General features: G+C 45.6%; 18 protein-coding genes and 1 riboswitch. Of the genes, 8 read left to right on the top strand and 10 right to left on the bottom strand.

Features of this window, described 5'->3' with window-relative positions; translation table 11 throughout:
- Positions 1–444: 444 nt before the first annotated feature.
- The 9 genes from NSQ50_RS01950 to NSQ50_RS01910 form a co-directional block, all read right to left on the bottom strand.
- Positions 445–618, bottom strand: a complete 174-nt coding sequence (locus NSQ50_RS01950; protein WP_081386973.1) for a histidine phosphatase family protein — start codon at positions 616–618, stop codon at positions 445–447.
- Positions 619–636: 18 nt separating this feature from the next.
- A complete protein-coding gene (locus tag NSQ50_RS01945) occupies positions 637–1,239 on the bottom strand; it encodes a response regulator transcription factor (RefSeq protein ID WP_036682756.1) in 603 nt (200 codons plus the stop codon).
- Positions 1,236–2,390: a sensor histidine kinase gene (locus NSQ50_RS01940; RefSeq protein ID WP_076224894.1), complete on the bottom strand. Its 1,155-nt coding sequence runs from the start codon at positions 2,388–2,390 to the stop codon at positions 1,236–1,238. Before NSQ50_RS01940 ends, NSQ50_RS01945 begins: the two co-directional genes overlap by 4 nt.
- A 4-nt stretch (positions 2,391–2,394) precedes the next feature.
- Complete coding sequence (locus NSQ50_RS01935) at positions 2,395–3,129, bottom strand: ABC transporter permease (protein WP_036682760.1); 735 nt, start codon at positions 3,127–3,129, stop codon at positions 2,395–2,397.
- Positions 3,130–3,131: 2 nt separating this feature from the next.
- Positions 3,132–4,040 (bottom strand): ABC transporter ATP-binding protein, encoded by a 909-nt coding sequence (locus NSQ50_RS01930; protein WP_076224891.1) that lies wholly within the window; start codon positions 4,038–4,040, stop codon positions 3,132–3,134.
- A 195-nt stretch (positions 4,041–4,235) separates the two neighbouring features.
- Positions 4,236–4,988 (bottom strand): oxygen-insensitive NADPH nitroreductase, encoded by a 753-nt coding sequence (gene nfsA, locus NSQ50_RS01925; RefSeq protein WP_076224889.1) that lies wholly within the window; start codon positions 4,986–4,988, stop codon positions 4,236–4,238.
- Positions 4,989–5,013: 25 nt separating this feature from the next.
- A complete protein-coding gene (locus NSQ50_RS01920) occupies positions 5,014–7,476 on the bottom strand; it encodes a heavy metal translocating P-type ATPase (protein ID WP_036682766.1) in 2,463 nt (820 codons plus the stop codon).
- A 113-nt stretch (positions 7,477–7,589) separates the two neighbouring features.
- Positions 7,590–7,790: a copper chaperone CopZ gene (copZ, locus tag NSQ50_RS01915; RefSeq protein WP_036682768.1), complete on the bottom strand. Its 201-nt coding sequence runs from the start codon at positions 7,788–7,790 to the stop codon at positions 7,590–7,592.
- Positions 7,791–7,843: 53 nt separating this feature from the next.
- The gene (locus NSQ50_RS01910; RefSeq protein ID WP_051491259.1) at positions 7,844–8,191 is read right to left on the bottom strand and encodes a metal-sensitive transcriptional regulator; all 348 of its coding nucleotides are present in this window, start codon (positions 8,189–8,191) and stop codon (positions 7,844–7,846) included.
- Between the two features lie 259 nt (positions 8,192–8,450).
- On the opposite strand from NSQ50_RS01910, the gene NSQ50_RS01905 reads away from it, so the two are divergent.
- The 8 genes from NSQ50_RS01905 (at position 8,451) to NSQ50_RS01870 (ending at position 15,223) form a co-directional block, all read left to right on the top strand.
- On the top strand, positions 8,451–9,971 hold the full coding sequence (locus tag NSQ50_RS01905; protein ID WP_036682771.1) for an MDR family MFS transporter: 1,521 nt from the start codon (positions 8,451–8,453) through the stop codon (positions 9,969–9,971).
- A gap of 5 nt (positions 9,972–9,976) precedes the next feature.
- Positions 9,977–10,543 (top strand): PadR family transcriptional regulator, encoded by a 567-nt coding sequence (locus NSQ50_RS01900; protein WP_076134833.1) that lies wholly within the window; start codon positions 9,977–9,979, stop codon positions 10,541–10,543.
- 89 nt (positions 10,544–10,632) lie between these two features.
- The gene (locus NSQ50_RS01895) at positions 10,633–10,848 is read left to right on the top strand and encodes a hypothetical protein (protein WP_076224887.1); all 216 of its coding nucleotides are present in this window, start codon (positions 10,633–10,635) and stop codon (positions 10,846–10,848) included.
- Between the two features lie 52 nt (positions 10,849–10,900).
- Entirely contained in the window at positions 10,901–11,878 is a 978-nt protein-coding gene (locus tag NSQ50_RS01890; RefSeq protein WP_036682775.1) for an aldo/keto reductase, read from the top strand.
- Positions 11,879–12,257: 379 nt separating this feature from the next.
- On the top strand, positions 12,258–13,433 hold the full coding sequence (locus tag NSQ50_RS01885; protein ID WP_076224884.1) for a hypothetical protein: 1,176 nt from the start codon (positions 12,258–12,260) through the stop codon (positions 13,431–13,433).
- Between the two features lies 1 nt (position 13,434).
- The gene (gene sipW, locus NSQ50_RS01880; RefSeq protein WP_076101220.1) at positions 13,435–14,025 is read left to right on the top strand and encodes a signal peptidase I SipW; all 591 of its coding nucleotides are present in this window, start codon (positions 13,435–13,437) and stop codon (positions 14,023–14,025) included.
- A 90-nt stretch (positions 14,026–14,115) separates the two neighbouring features.
- Positions 14,116–14,724, top strand: a complete 609-nt coding sequence (locus tag NSQ50_RS01875; protein WP_036682781.1) for a TasA family protein — start codon at positions 14,116–14,118, stop codon at positions 14,722–14,724.
- 169 nt (positions 14,725–14,893) lie between these two features.
- A complete protein-coding gene (locus NSQ50_RS01870) occupies positions 14,894–15,223 on the top strand; it encodes a helix-turn-helix domain-containing protein (protein ID WP_036682795.1) in 330 nt (109 codons plus the stop codon).
- Between the two features lie 107 nt (positions 15,224–15,330).
- On the opposite strand, the gene NSQ50_RS01865 is transcribed toward NSQ50_RS01870, so the two are convergent.
- Entirely contained in the window at positions 15,331–15,486 is a 156-nt protein-coding gene (locus NSQ50_RS01865) for an anti-repressor SinI family protein (protein WP_232061118.1), read from the bottom strand.
- Positions 15,487–15,513: 27 nt separating this feature from the next.
- A riboswitch (cyclic di-GMP riboswitch) is annotated at positions 15,514–15,598 on the bottom strand.
- Positions 15,599–15,837 lie beyond the last annotated feature (239 nt).

Below are 15,837 nucleotides of genomic sequence, written 5' to 3'. Positions count from 1 at the left end.
TGCGAGCAGAATTCAGAATTGCGTTCGGACACCACAGCCCTTATTCGTAACTATTTCGCTGTTCCGGGATGCTAACGGACTTCAGAGACTTTATATCACTAAAATAGCACGATATTCCCTCCATTTATGGAAAATAAGATCTCTCGAGTCCACAACTTCCTCCAAAAGGCTTAAAATGTACAAATAGCTGCATCTAAGTCCGTTAGTACAATAGCAAGTGGAAATCAGGAACTGGGCAAGGGGCACGATTCTTATATGCAAACAAAAATGCCTTCGATGTCCCTAAAGAACGGTAAGCGCTTATGCGAGAAATAGAAGGATAATGTATCGTGCCGAACTTATACGTTCTTGTTGTATTTAAAAAAAAGGCCATCCTCTGCGGGATGGCCTTTCACTTCATAGACAATATCCTAGCTCGCTCTTAATCAGTCACCTTAAACATGATTACCCATTAATCCCCTTGGGCGATAGTTCATACCCCAATGGTGAAGCATATAATTCATCCAGACCGCTAGATGCCATGCGTTTTCCCAATGCCGCTGCTTCCTGATGCCCGAATTCCGTTAGATTATCTATGGAATAGTCCGGATCACCATGACGAATCAGAAATATTTGCATAACAATACCCTTCTCCCCTCAAATCCAGCCTTTTTCTTCCGCCAGCCGTACCGCCTCAATCCGGCTTTTCACTTCCAGCTTGTTGAGTATTTCAGAGATGTAATTGCGGACAGTGCCGTAAGACAGATGCAGCGAAAAGGCTATCTCGCTCGCGGTTTGCCCTTCTCCAGCCAGTTTTAAAATCTCTCGCTCCCGTGCTGTTAATGGATTCTCCTCCCGCAGACTGCCAAAGACTAACTCCGGAGATACCTCCCGATGTCCAGCCATGACACGACGAATAGATTCAGCTAGCTTATCTACAGGCTCGTCCTTCAACAAATACCCTTGAATACCAGCCTTTACTCCACGCTCAAAATATCCCGGACGGGCAAAGGTAGTCAAAATAATAATACGGGTCGGACAACCCTTACTCCGCAATATTTCTGCAACCTCCAGCCCGCTCTTGAACGGCATTTCAATGTCCATGAGACAGACATCCGGCTGAAGCTTGTCGATTAAAGCTAACGCCTCCGCCCCATCACAAGCTTCTCCGACTACTTCGATATCGTCTTCAAGATCCAGCAAAGAAGCCATCGCTCCCCGAAGCAGACGTTGATCCTCCGCTATAACAATGCTTATCATGCAGTCTCACCCCCTTGTGCATCTTTTACGATTAGCGGGATGGCAACGATCAGCGTAGCTCCCTGACCCTCAGCTGAGCTTAGCGACAGGGAGCCATCAATCAGGGATAGGCGCTCCGCCATCCCCTTCATGCCATTTCCATCGCTAAGCCCGCCGTTCCCTTTCTCCCCGTGCTGTAGGCCAATGCCGTTATCTTTAACGGTAACTCGCACTTCTCCAGCCAGCTTTGCCACTCCTATGAAGCATTTATCCGCTCTGCTATGCTTCACGATATTAGTCACCGCTTCTTTGATACAGAGGCTGAGGATATTTTGCGTCAGGTCGGATACCCCCTCCAGAGAGATATCCCCTTCCACTTCTAAGGCGATCTCTGCCGTCCGCAGCATCTCTCCAGCTTCAGCCAGTTCCTCTGCTACTGAGACCGCACGCATTTCCGACACTAGCTCACGCACTTGACGGAGCGCAGCCCGTGAAGTGCGCTGGATTTCCCGCGCTTCCTCTTGGGCTCGCTCCGTATTTTTCGTCACCAGCTTCTCTACGAGTTGGCTCTTTAACGTAATCAAGGACAAGGTATGGCCAAGGGTATCATGCAGGTCACGGGCGATTCGCATTCGTTCCTCACGCTTCACCAGCTCTTTAATTACCTCATTCGCTTGATCCAGCTCTTTCTCCAGCTTCTGATTCCGATTCATGGACCTCACTCCGAACGGACTAATCAACATAATAACAATAAACGGAGCTAAAAATATCACACTTCCCCACTCCATCCCACGACCCACTAAGACCAGCACCGAAAGGATCATGATCACAAAAGAAGTAAATGCAATTTTGAAACCTTTATTCTCCGTATAATATGCGATAAAATTTGCGGTGAAAAAGCCCATGTACAGATTATAGGGGGTATAGAACACACTAAGCACCACGATGATCAACATTTGAATAATTAACCAAACATTAAACACTCCACCCCGCACCCAATACAGCTGGCGATAGCTGAGGGCAAATACCGCTATCATAATCCCGCCCAGAATGAGCTTCATTCCAGTCTCCCCGCGCAAATTCAGGATGGGCAAAACCAGATAAACAGCCCATACAAAAGGGAAAAACCCCTGTTTTTGTGGAAATAACCGGAACTTCGCACGCTCAGCCATTCATTCACACCGCTTCCTGTTTTTTTCGAATATAGACCGATAGTAACATAAAAACTACCAAATATCCGAGCAAAATCAAGACATTACTCCACGTTGGAGCTGATCCACGAACGATCTCCCAGGCTCCATTCCCATAGTTATAGGAAGGCAACCAATGACCAATCCGCTGCATTAATCGTGGAAGAATCTCAATCGGCATCCACATGCCCCCTGCTACAGCAAGAGCCATATAAATCACGTTGCTGACTCCACTGGCTGTATCCACCCGTTTCATAGCACCTACAAGCGTACCAATCGCTAAAAATGGTAGAGAACCGATCAGGATCCACAGCCCGCTAAGTACCCATTGACCTGCGGATAAAGAGACGCCATTGATTAAATAGCCTGCGATAAAAATACAAATGACTGAAAACAGATGCATCATCGTCTGTCCGAACATTTTTCCGAAAAAATAGATCGAACCCGGCAGCGGTGTAATCCGAATAAAGGTGGTCCAGCCTTGTGTTCGCTCTTGCACCAACCGGATGCCAAGCGTCATAATGGCTGAGCCCATTACACTGAAGGTCGCCATAGACATTAAATAATGAGCACGCCACGTTAGGTCATCGCTACCTGTATTGACCACCCGGGTGAAGATGAAATAGAACATGATGGGCATGAGCAAAGACCAGAACACATAATAGGGATTACGGATGATCCGCAGCATTTCTGCTTTACACTGTACAGTAATTAGTCTCATGGTTAGACAGCCTCCTCTTGGTTCATGGTCAATTGTTCAAAAGCCTCATCCAAACGTCCCTGATCAATTCGAACATCCTTCACGGGAAGTCCAGCCACAAAAATCGCTTTAAGCGCCTCATCTGTATCCTCTGTGGTCACATGAATGCGGCCATCTTTTTCATAACAATCCTCTATAGCAGCTAGGTCTAGCAGGTTGCTGCGCAATTGCGAGCGATCACCCACAGGCAGGAAGGACACGGAACGCTTCACAATCCGCGATTTAATCTCATCTGGACTTCCGTCCGCAACTAAGTGGCCTTTACTGAATAACAGAATACGATCCGCGATATCTTCTGCTTCCTGCAAATAATGGGTCGTGAACACAATCGTTTTTCCTTGCTCCGCAAGTCCACGAACCGTTTCCCAGAACCGCCGCCGGGAAGTAATATCAAGTCCGACTGTAGGTTCATCGAAAAAGATCAGCTCCGGATTACCCGCGAGGGCTAGCGCAAAGCCCAAACTACGCTTTTGACCGCCCGAGAGCTTCTCGGCGTATCTATTCAAATCGGCTGGCGCAAGTCCAGTAGCCTTAATTAGAAACTCCATATCCATAGACTTTGGATAATAGCTGCGGATCAGATCAATGATCTCCCGCACCTTTAGCCGATCCATTACACTTACTTCCTGCAGCATCGCTCCAGTCTTTTCACGTACTGCTTTATCCTTCGGATGATGCCCGAACAACTCCACTGTACCCTCGGTAGGCTCTATTAGCCCCAGCAGCATGCCTAATGCCGTTGTTTTACCCGCTCCGTTCGGTCCCAGAATAGCTGTAATCGAACCTTTAGCAATGTTAAAGGTGATATTATCTACGGCCTTTTTATCCTTATATATTTTGCTGACCCCGTGCATTTCTATAATATTATCCATAACGTAATCCCTCCGCTTCCGAATGCGTTTGATCTATTTCAATCATATGGAAAAAGAAGATATGACATTAGTATGGACTGTCATTTCTTTAAGATGACAACTGTCACCTTCCTGGCTCCGAATAAAAAAGAGAGGCTGCCCTATCAGTAGAATGAACTACTAATAAGGCAGCCTCTTTAGGTGAAGAAAGTTTAGTTATCTTCGAAGGAATCCTTTTTCCAGCAGGAACTCCTTCATATGCAGCCGTGCTGGCTGTGCCAATCGCTCTGCCATAATGGCCGACCAAGGGGTGTCTTTGGCGCCGTGGGTCCGCTCACGCATATAGTCTGAGGAGACTTTATCGTAAGTTTTGACCTGCTCCACAGTGGTTTCCGCATTGTAGCGATTACGATGCAGAACAGCCCCTAGTGGAAGCCGCGGACGCAGGCCCGAAGCTCCGTCAGGATAACCCACACACATCCCAAATATCGGGTAGACCAATTCAGGCAGTCCCAGCAATTCCGATACCTCAGCGATCCGGTTACGGATTCCACCGATATATACAATTCCAAGTCCTAGTGATTCCGCAGCCACTGCAGCATTCTGTGCAGCAAGCGCAACATCAACGGTAGCTACAATCAGGTTCTCAGCAGAATCTTCATAAGAAGTCTCTCCCTGCAAATGAGGTTTCGTCACCTCGCGCAGCCGATACAGATCAGCGCACCAGACCAAAAACACTGGGCATTGTTCTATATAAGCCTGATTGCCCGCTAATCCCGCAAGCTCCGTCTTTAGTGCCGGGTCAGTAACTGCAATAACACTATAGGCCTGAACATTGCTTGAGGTTGAAGCCATCTGAGCTGCTCCAATAATAGCGCTAAGCTGATCTTCACTTACTGGCTTATCCCGAAACTTGCGGACAGAGGCATGTTTCATTAACAGAGAAATTGTATCGTTATTTACTTGCACTGTGGCCACTCCCTAAATAGTGATGTTACAGCTTTACCCGCTGTAGCCGAAGTGCATTCAAGACAACAGACACGGAGCTAAATGCCATCGCAGCTCCTGCCAGCCATGGGGCTAGAAACCCAAGTGCAGCAATCGGTATTCCTATTGTATTGTAAGCAAGCGCCCAGAACAAATTTTGTTTAATATTTCTCATCGTTTTGCGGCTCATCATAATCGCATCAGGAATACTCTTCAAATCCCCGCGCATCAGCGTAATATCTGCTGCTTCCATAGCTACATCCGTTCCTGTCCCAATCGCCATACCCGTATCGGCAGTAGCCAGTGCCGGAGCATCGTTGATCCCATCCCCAACCATGGCAACCTTAGTTCCATTTTGCTGGAGCTTGCGAACCTCTTCAGCTTTGCCCTCTGGCAGAACCTCTGCTAACACTTTTTCGATCCCTGCCTGCTTCGCAATAGCCTCAGCTGTAATTTTATTGTCACCAGTGATCATAACGACTTCAATACCCATATCATGAAGCGCGGCTACAGCCGCTTTTGAGGTCGGTTTAATCGTATCAGCAACGGCCACAATCCCAGCGATTTCTCCCTCTACCGCTACTAGCATAGCGGTCTTTCCCGACTCCTCGAGCTTCTTCATAATTGGAGTCCATTCTGTGATATCGAGCTGATGATCTTCCATCATCCGCCGTGTGCCTACCATAACCTGCTGATCAGAGATAACCGCCATAATTCCACGTCCGGGCACATTATCAAACTGCTCAGCAGTAGGCAAAGCCAAACCTCTATCAGCGGCGCCAGCAACAATAGCTTCCGCAAGTGGATGCTCTGATAGCTTTTCGGCGGCTGCAGTTAAAGCTAACAAACGGTTTTCCGCGTTTTCTTTTCCATAAGCTGCAATTCCAGTAGTAGTCACAACATCGGTAAGCACGGGTTTACCATTCGTCACTGTACCTGTTTTATCTAGCACAACGGTCTGGATCCCTTGCGCTCCCTCTAAATGCTCCCCACCCTTGAAGAGGATTCCAAGCTCTGCTGCCCGGCCCGATCCTGCCATAATGGAGGTTGGCGTTGCCAGACCTAGCGCACATGGACAAGCGATTACGAGCACTGCAATAGCTTTTTCGAGGGCATCAGCGAACTGGCCAGGGGCTGCCCAGAAATACCAGATCAGAAACGTTATCACAGCAATACCCACAACAATCGGCACAAAAATCCCTGAGATTACATCGGCAATCCGTTGAATCGGAGCTTTGGAGCCTTGAGCTTCCTCCACTACTCGGATAATTTGAGCCAGCGCAGTGTCGCGACCCACTTTATTTGCTTTGATTCTCAAGATACCATTCTTATTCATAGTGGCACCGATCACGGTATCCCCTGGTTTTTTCTCCACAGGAATACTTTCCCCGGTCAACATCGACTCATCCACAGAAGAAGATCCCTCGACAACTTCGCCATCCACAGGCACCTTAGTACCGGGCTTCACCAATACAATATCGCCAGGAATGACTTCATCTGTCGGGATATTCATTTCTTGCCCATCCCGAATTACGAGGGCGGTTTTTGCCTGAAGCCCCATTAAGCTTTTGATTGCGTCAGAGGAACGGCCTTTCGCCAGCGCCTCAAACCATTTACCGACGAGGATAAGGGTAATGAGTACAGCACTCGTCTCATAATACATTTCTACAGTATGATTCATTCCCTTCATGCTTAAGGAATCAATGGTCAGATAAAGACTGTAGAAATAAGCTGCTGACGTCCCTAATACGACCAACACATCCATATTGGCGCTCCGGTTACGAAGGGCTTTATAAGCACCGACGTAGAACTGCCAACCGATGATAAATTGCACAGGGGTAGCCAGAACAAGCTGGAACCAAGGATTCATAAATATATCCGGTGTTGGAATCCAGCCGGTGAAGGAGAAATGACCCGCCATCGCCCATAACAATGGGAACGAAAGAATTGCAGAAATGATCCATTTCCACTTTTTATGCTGAATTTCTTTTCCACGACGATCCACATGATCTTTGCGGTCTTCTTTAAGAGAAGCTTTATAGCCGATACTGCTTACCTTCTCCATGATCTCCCTTGGACTGATATTACCGGGTGTATATTCTACATGTGCTGTTTCCAGCGCCAAATTCACATTAACTGCTGCTATGCCCGGTGTACGGCTCAACACTTTTTCAATCCGTGAGGAACAAGCAGCACAGGTCATCCCCGATATATCAAAATCCGCAGATTCTTTAATAGTGTCATAACCAAGAGAACGGATTTTATCTTCAATTTGTGGCAACCCTGATACTGTCGGATCAAATCCAACAGTAGCCTGTTCCAAGGCTAGATTCACATTCGCACGAGATACGCCGTCCATCCGGGACAAACCTTTCTCAATCCGGGTTGCACAAGCGGAACAAGTCATCCCTGTAATCTGTACAGTTGCCTGCTGTTCGTTTGGTGAAGCTGTTGTTTTGGTTTTATCCATGATTTCCACGCCTCCACATACCCCTATAGGGTATGATAATTTCTAAAAGAAAAGGCATTGGAGCTTCGGGTTGCTTCCCCATATCACTCCAAGCCTTATTACTGTGCTTCAAACTAAACTACGTCATACCCTTGATCTTCAATCGCTTCTTTAATCGCGCCAAGGCTTACTTTGTTCTCATCATACTCGACGGAAACTTTCTTAGCAGCAAGATCAACTTTAGCTGTTGCTCCAAGATTGCCTACGGCTTTCTCTACGGAGTTAACACAGTGACCACAAGACATTCCTTCAACGTTTAATGTAGCGTTTGACATTAATATAACCTCCAATAAATGTTGTGAAGCTATGCTCTAGAAGCATTAGCTTATTATTTCATTAATTTGTTAACCGTAATTAGGAGCTCGTCGATAACCTCATGTTCGCCAGCTTCGATTCGCTCAACAATGCAACTTTTCATATGCCCTTCTAGCAGCAACTTACCGACACCATTTAACGCCGCCTGTACCGCTGCGAGCTGGTTGAGCACATCATCACAATAGGTATCCCGCTCAATCATACCCTTTACCCCGCGGATCTGGCCTTCAATCCGGTTGAGGCGCGTATTCAAGTTATTCTTGAATTCTGCCGAATGATGACTTTTTCGTTCTCCTGATGATGAAGAATGACAATTTATGTCGCAGGATTCTGCAGCTTGCTCCTTCTTGGCAGTAGACATAAGAATCAGCCTCCTTGGTTATAATATAATATACCCCCGTAGGGTATGTCAAGAGGCATTCCTAATTCATCCACAGATGATCTCCACCGGTAGTTTGTCCCTTTATTACCGCCGTATTCTTCTATGGTTGGCTATACATCTCTATTTTTCAAAAAAACTATTGCCTCCCTATTCAAATTTGAATATAATAAATTTTGCTTCCAATTATGAACATTTTTCGAACAGAACTATCACTATTTAGAAGAAGGAGCTGCGAAGCATGCATACTAAAGAAAGTAATCTTAAACTCGTAGTAGTTGGCCTGCTGCTTGGTATTCTTATGTCCGCAATGGACAATACCATTGTAGCTTCAGCTATGGGAACGATAGTCTCAGATCTCGGCGGTCTGGATAAAATCGTATGGGTCACCTCGGCTTACATGGTAATGGTAATGGCCGGGACCCCTATCTTCGGCAAGCTCTCTGATATGTACGGACGTAAACGTTTTTTCATTTTCGGATTGATTGTATTCCTGATTGGCTCGGCTCTGTGCGGTACTGCCACCAGTATCACACAGCTCAGCATTTACCGTGCCATTCAAGGGATCGGCGGCGGTGCACTAATGCCAATCGCCTTCACCATCGTTTTCGACATTTACCCGCCTGAAAAAAGAGGGAAATTGACCGGTCTCTTTGGAGCCGTCTTCGGAATCTCCAGTGTACTTGGACCTTTACTCGGTGCCTATATTACCGACTATGTTGGTTGGCAGTGGGTATTCTACATTAACCTGCCGCTAGGAATTATTGCACTGTTCCTGATTGCAACTTCTTATAAGGAGTCGATCTCCCACGCTAAACAGCGCATTGACTGGGGCGGAGCCTTCACTCTGGTTGGCGCGATTATCTGCCTAATGTTCGCTCTGGAACTTGGTGGTAATCAATATGCTTGGGATTCCAGTGCCATCCTTGGCTTATTCGTAGGTTTTGCTGTTCTCTTGCTGGCGTTTATCCTTATTGAGAGAGTAGCTGCTGAACCTGTGATCTCGTTCGCTATGTTCCGCAAACGGTTGTTTGCAACAAGCAGCGTGACCAGCTTATTTTATGGTTCTGCTTTTATCGTAGCTACTATTTATATCCCTATCTTTGTGCAGGGTGTATTTGGCGGCTCAGCTACGAACTCAGGGCTGATCCTTATGCCGATGATGATCGGTACGGTCGTTGGCAGTCAGACCGGGGGGCTGCTTACAACAAAAACCAGCTTCCGCAACATTATGATCCTATCCGCAGTCTGCTTTGTCGCAGGGGTCTACAGCCTAAGCACTTTATCACCAGATACCTCCCGCCTCATGCTTAATGTATTTATGGCTCTGACTGGGTTCGGCGTAGGCTTTTCCTTCTCCGTGCTGAGCATGGCAGCTATCCATAATTTCGATATGCGTCAACGGGGGTCGGCAACATCAACCAGTACCTTCATGCGCTCCCTTGGAATGACGCTGGGAATTACGATCTTCGGGATTATTCAGCGGAATAGCTTTACTAACAGTCTAAGCGATGCTTTTGGCGGTAGTGAACAGTCAGCAGCTTTCGGAGATCCACGCGCTGCGTTAACACCTGAAGCAAGAGCGAAGATCCCTGCTGAAATATTAGAAAAAATATCAAGTGCGTTATCCACCTCTATTGCACAAACCTTTATGTGGGCTTTGATTCCTGCAGTGCTCGGTCTAGTCTTTGTACTGCTCATGCCAAAAGACCGTCTTACCATTCCTGCTAAAGCTGTTCAGGCATCAGAGGGCAAAAGGTAACCATTATGTCCATGAAATTAGCCATTTTAGGTTTACTGCTGGAGCGGAACATGCATCCCTATGAAATCACATTAGTGATGAAGGAACGTTCCATGGACCGGATCACCAAGCTGCAGATGGGATCACTCTATTATGCTGTGGATAAGCTTGCACAAGATGGTTATATAGAAGCTTTAGAGGTCATCCGCAGCAGTGATCGGCCGGACAAAACGATCTATGCCATAACAGAGCAAGGTAAAGCTTTATTCGAACAACTTATCCTGCAACAAATTAAGAAAAACGAACCCTTCTATCATCCGATGTATATGGCGCTTGCTATGTCCCGTCATATCGATCAGAGCAAGGTTGAGAAGCTGCTCGAGGAACGTCTCCGGGAAACAGAACATCAGGTTAATCTGGCTTATCAGGTATACGAGGAGCATATCTCCATCGTGCCTCGTTCTGCCCTGCATCTAATGTACGGTACATATGAGCACACCCTGACTGAGCTGAAATGGCTGCAGCGCCTATACGATGATGTTGTAGCACGCAAGCTAAAAGACGTAGGGACACCGTTGAATTTAGAGGCCTAATGGCCTCTTTTTCTGTTTAAGGGAGTCAAAATACGTTTATTAACGAGCACAATATCCATTAAATCTCAAAGGAAGGCGAGGCGGTAAAAATGACCCAAGAAAAACATCAGCTGAATAGTGACAAACGGGATCACCCGGAACAATATCCAACAGAGAAAGAAAGTCTATTCAATCTTCATGAAAGTGAGCAGAATGTAGACCCGATTCCGATGGAAGATTTGACACTGGAAAAGCAAGAAGAAAAGAATAAAGAGGAGACCAAACACCGCTCTTCCAGCGACAAAAAATACCATACGGGCTTCTGAGAGTGTACAATAACTACAAGTACGCAATCATATTTTCCAAGGAGGAATCACATTGTTGAAAGCGTTACCTTTAAACAAGCGCGGGATTCCCGCAAGCCGCATTGCTTTAGGCTGCATGGGACTAGGCGGTGACTGGGACCATGAGCCGATTACTGCGGAGAATGTTAAACAAGGGCATGAAGCGGTCGATGCCGCACTTTCTATCGGCATCAACATGTTTGATCATGCAGATATTTACACTCGTGGCAAGGCGGAGAAGGTATTCGGTCAGATTTTTAAGGATCGTCCAGGACTACGTGAAGAAATCATAATTCAATCTAAATGTGGAATTAAGCTAATGGAGCCTGGGGACAGCACTAATACGTTTGATTTCTCTGGCCAACATATTCTGAACAGCGTGGATGGAATATTGTCACGACTTGGGACCGAATACATTGATATTCTTCTATTGCATAGACCCGATCCCTTAATGGATCCTGAGGAAGTAGCCTCCGCATTACATCAACTGAAGGCCGCTGGTAAGGTTCGTCATTTCGGGGTTTCCAATATGAGCGCCGCTCAGATCAAGCTGCTGCAGACTTATTGCGATGAACCTTTTATCGTAAACCAGCTGCATATGAGCTTGGCTAAGATCAGCTGGGTGGATGCTGGAATCAGTGTAAATCGTGAACCCTGGAAGGATATTATCTTTCCTGAGGGAACCCTTGAACATTGTCGAATGGAGAACATTCAGCTTCAAGCCTGGGGGCCACTCGCCCAAGGTCTATTTAGCGGGCGTTCATTAGAGGATCAACCGGAGAATATCGTCCAAACAGCAGCTATGGTCCAACAGCTTGCAGATGAAAAAGGAACAACACCCGAAGCTATTGTATTGGCTTGGCTAATGACACATCCAGCTGCCATTCAGCCTGTTATTGGAACTGTGAATCCGAAGCGTATTACTGCCTGTGCCGATGCGGACAAGCTGGAGCTTAGCCGTAAGGAATGGTACGACCTGTATGTTAGTTCACGTGGTTCAAAACTTCCGTAACATATACATTTATATTCTCAACTTCATTACTCCACTTATACCCGGCTCGCGTTTTTACTGCGAGCCGGGTATTTTTATGCGAATCACCCTAATAGATCGTTCTTTATTGCGAATATATTTAGTAATCGAGCGATAAATGGAGTTATTTAGAGATAAATTATCATTTTTGTTCTTTATAGAGTACAAATGCGCGTTATTGGCAGTTTTCTTTTTGTTTTATTCCATGTATGATTCATTACAGAAGTTGTTCTTAATAAAGAACGATAATAACGAACCAAAGAAACAGACATTGAGGGGAGGTATTCCTCTGAGACCCAGATCAGCAAGGAGAAGACCTAGAAGAAACAGGAAAATTGGTTTACGTATACTGCAATCAGGAATGGCTGTCTCCGTCTTATTTCTATATACCTCGCAGCAAGTTGGTGGTACCTATGGAGGCTTTGGAGCTGCTGCGCAAACCACTAGCACGATTAGCTTTTGCGAAGTATTTCCGAATTCGATCAAGGCACTGCTTACAGAGTTCAAAGAACATGTTAATCGAGCGCTCACTTTAAAAGAATCACTACAACCCTTTTCCTCATCAGCTAACTACTCGGACGTTTCGGGAATAGAAGGGATGTCGCTGGAAGAGCTTGATGTCGCTGCACAAGAGATTTCTTCGCAAATAGCGGCGCTTCAATCCCAAATAGATAGCGTTAACGAGCAACTGGCGGCTAACAGCCAAATTTGGAATCAAATCCACAATGAGCTAAGTGCAGCAGCAGCCTTACTCTTCCAGATAGGAGGATATATGACTTCTCTAGATTCAAACTGTCTAGAAATCAAGGATGAGCAATTTTTCAGAGATTTACAAAGCAGCCTGAATCAAAGTGGTGTGATCTCGGAATCCTTGAATGCTTCCTTAAATGGAGTTATTAGTTACCTAACCTCCATACACGATGTCGGTCTTCCATTCGCTTCGGTAGTTACCAGTGATGTTTATGGACAACTTGAATTACGCGAAGGAGAGTTCCCACAGCCACTGCCATTCCTGATTACCTTCACTCAACCAGATGGCGTGATCTCTAGCGACCTCACCTCCACTTATGAAGCTCTAAATACCGAATTGACTAACCTTAAAGAATCGGCAACCTCAGGTATCACTACCCTTCAAGATAAACTCCAAATGATCAGTCAGACTCGCGAGCAAAAACTAGAAGAGCTTGAAAAAGCTCGGCTAGAAGAAGAGCAAGCAAAGAAAGAAGAAGAAGCGAAGAAGGAAGAAGAACGTTTGGCTGAGGAGAACAAGCAACAAGAAGCCGAGGATAAAGCGAAAGCTGAGGCAACCCCTCCAACGTCAGGTGAAGCTGCTCCGGAAGCCCCAAATAAAGAACAACCTGAAGCCCCAGCCACTGACCCGGTTAAGCCGGAAATTGGTGAAGAGCTCACAATTCCAAAAGATGTTCCTCAGCAAGAGGCTCCACAAGAGACGCCAAAGGCGGAAGACAGTACGACTACCCCGCCGGTAGCAACCCAAGCTCCTTCGGACCCTCAACCTGAGAAAGGTGGAGAATAAGATGCGAATTAAAAAAATTATCAATAATACCTTATCGAGCTTAATGCTTGTGATCTTTATTCTGCTGGTGGCAGCCGTAGTGTTATCCAAGGCCTCCGGTGGTGAACCTGCTTTCTTCGGATATGAGATCAAAACCGTACTCTCAGGATCGATGGAACCAGGAATTCAGACAGGCTCAATTGTCGCATTAAAACCCGGAGGGGATATGAATCGTTTCAAACCAGGCGATGTCATCACCTTTAGGAACGAAGATAATCTGCTCATTACTCACCGGATTGTAGAAGCGACCGTCAATAACGCTACTGGTGAAGCTGTTTATCGCACTAAAGGCGATAACAACGACGCACCCGACATGAACCCTACCAGTTCTGCGAATGTTGTAGCTCAGTATACCGGGGTCACTGTACCCTATGTCGGTTACGCTATGAATTTCGCGGTTTCCAAAGCTGGAAGTGTAGTCCTCATGATCGTGCCTGGCTTGATGCTTCTGCTCTATGCTCTGTATACCTCTTGGAAGGCTGTAGCTGCATTAGAAAAGAAAAATGCTGCCCTACTGCCAGCCTCACCGTCCCCAACAGAAACACAGCCCTAAGTTGATTGTCCACTTCCGCTTACGAACCGGAAGATACAATATATAAATTTTATAAAAAATTCAAACACAAATTTGAGGAGGAATTTTATTATGGGTATCAAGAAAACATTGGGTCTTGGCGTAGCATCTGCAGCACTGGGTTTATCATTAATCGGCGGAGGAACCTTCGCATACTTTAGCGACACTGCGCAAAGCACAGCTACATTCGCAGCGGGTACACTCGATCTGAACTCCGACCCTTCTGTCATCGTTAATATTCCTAACCTGAAACCAGGTGATACTGTAACTAAATCCTTCAAATTGAAAAACGATGGTTCGCTCGATATCGGATCTATCATTCTGAATACATCGACTCAAATCACGGATGCTAAAGGAGATAACTACCTGGATTTAGCCGAGTTCATTAAAGTTAAATTCCTTAGAAATAATGATAAAGGAGTACCTATCGTCTCTCCTGAAAATGTAGTTTATGAGACTACACTTGCTGCTTTAAAAAGTCAGCATCCGGATCTCGTAAAAAATACAGGTTGGGATCAACTCTTTACCGAAGCATCCGGTATTAAAGCCGGTACCAATGACAGCTTCTCCGTCCAATTCGAATTTGTGGAAAATAACCAAGATCAAAATATTTTCCAAGGCGATAGCTTAACACTGACTTGGGATTTCGTAGCTAAACAAGGTGCGAAAAAAGACTACTAAGATCAATAAAGTAATTTAATAAAATACTCGAAGAGCAGCAGATCCTGAATCCGGCCACGGATAAGCAGATTGCTGCTCTTCTCTTTACAATAAACTTTGTCCGATTTATTGATATTTGCTATACTAATAACAAAAATTACGGAGGGGCGTCAGCATAGTGCCACAGAATATGGGCCAACGTATCCAGCAGCTCCGCCTAGACAAGGGTTTCTCCCTATCTGAGCTTGCGGACAGAGCAGATGTGGCTAAGTCGTATCTTAGCAACGTGGAGAGAAACATCCAATCCAATCCATCCATCCAGTTTATCGAAAAGATCGCTGACGCGCTTCAGGTATCCATTCATGCCCTACTCTATGGAGAACCAAATGATGCAGAGGAATCACATTTAGATTCGGAATGGTTCCGATTGGTGCAGGAAGCTATGGACTCAGGCATTAGCAAACGCGAATTCAAAGAATTTCTGGACTATCAGAAATGGAAGCTCGATCAAAAGGATTAATACTTCCTACTAATCTGGTACGATCCTCTCTTCTACTAAATCATATCGAAAAAGGACACAGCGAAGAACCGCTGTGCCCTTTTTCGATATGTAACCCCTCTAATGTATTACTGCACGATCTGCACAGTTTTCTCATGAAAGAACTGGCGGATTTCATCTGCCTTAATGCCAGCCTTCTTAGCTGCTAATAATAAATGTACCCACTCTTGATCCAGATCAATAAACTGCTGTTCTCTGTTGCTACCCTGGTTGGACTTTTCCAAAAAATCTCCCCCTAAGATTTTACGTCCCCAGGCAATCCGGCTGTCATAGTATCTCTACCTTAGACCCGCGACTTTGTGCCCCTTCCTTTCGGCAAGTTTACCTTTTACTGGACCCTTTTCACGAAAGGATCTGCTTAAAAAACTATAAAATTACTATCTGCAATAACATTATACAAAAAGAAAGCGGAAAAGTGTGTCGATTCCTGGTTACTTTCTATTTTAAAAACGAAAAATAAAAGATTTTTTTTCAAAGATCTTGTCCGATTATCACGATACTCGTCCGTTACATAAAATAAATTGTACTAGCAAAATAAATATTTACTGACCTAATAGTTAAAAATAAGGATAATA

Origin of the sequence: Paenibacillus sp. FSL R10-2788 (genome assembly GCF_038003885.1) — a bacterium.
GTDB classification, from domain to species: domain Bacteria; phylum Bacillota; class Bacilli; order Paenibacillales; family Paenibacillaceae; genus Paenibacillus_AQ; species Paenibacillus_AQ odorifer.
This window is presented reverse-complemented; position numbering and strand designations above follow the sequence as displayed.

Excerpts from the sequence above, each read along its gene's own strand:
- NSQ50_RS01900 (WP_076134833.1), top strand. The coding sequence starts at position 9,977 with ATGTCCATGAAATTAGCCATTTTAGGTTTACTGCTGGAGCGGAACATG.
- NSQ50_RS01945 (WP_036682756.1), bottom strand. The coding sequence starts at position 1,239 with ATGATAAGCATTGTTATAGCGGAGGATCAACGTCTGCTTCGGGGAGCG.
- NSQ50_RS01870 (WP_036682795.1), top strand. The coding sequence starts at position 14,894 with ATGGGCCAACGTATCCAGCAGCTCCGCCTAGACAAGGGTTTCTCCCTA.
- NSQ50_RS01920 (WP_036682766.1), bottom strand. The coding sequence starts at position 7,476 with ATGGATAAAACCAAAACAACAGCTTCACCAAACGAACAGCAGGCAACT.
- NSQ50_RS01930 (WP_076224891.1), bottom strand. The coding sequence starts at position 4,040 with ATGGATAATATTATAGAAATGCACGGGGTCAGCAAAATATATAAGGAT.
- NSQ50_RS01875 (WP_036682781.1), top strand. The coding sequence starts at position 14,116 with ATGGGTATCAAGAAAACATTGGGTCTTGGCGTAGCATCTGCAGCACTG.
- copZ (WP_036682768.1), bottom strand. The coding sequence starts at position 7,790 with ATGTCAAACGCTACATTAAACGTTGAAGGAATGTCTTGTGGTCACTGT.
- NSQ50_RS01885 (WP_076224884.1), top strand. The coding sequence starts at position 12,258 with ATGGCTGTCTCCGTCTTATTTCTATATACCTCGCAGCAAGTTGGTGGT.
- NSQ50_RS01895 (WP_076224887.1), top strand. The coding sequence starts at position 10,633 with ATGACCCAAGAAAAACATCAGCTGAATAGTGACAAACGGGATCACCCG.
- NSQ50_RS01935 (WP_036682760.1), bottom strand. The coding sequence starts at position 3,129 with ATGAGACTAATTACTGTACAGTGTAAAGCAGAAATGCTGCGGATCATC.
- NSQ50_RS01950 (WP_081386973.1), bottom strand. The coding sequence starts at position 618 with ATGCAAATATTTCTGATTCGTCATGGTGATCCGGACTATTCCATAGAT.
- NSQ50_RS01905 (WP_036682771.1), top strand. The coding sequence starts at position 8,451 with ATGCATACTAAAGAAAGTAATCTTAAACTCGTAGTAGTTGGCCTGCTG.
- sipW (WP_076101220.1), top strand. The coding sequence starts at position 13,435 with ATGCGAATTAAAAAAATTATCAATAATACCTTATCGAGCTTAATGCTT.
- NSQ50_RS01910 (WP_051491259.1), bottom strand. The coding sequence starts at position 8,191 with ATGTCTACTGCCAAGAAGGAGCAAGCTGCAGAATCCTGCGACATAAAT.
- NSQ50_RS01940 (WP_076224894.1), bottom strand. The coding sequence starts at position 2,390 with ATGGCTGAGCGTGCGAAGTTCCGGTTATTTCCACAAAAACAGGGGTTT.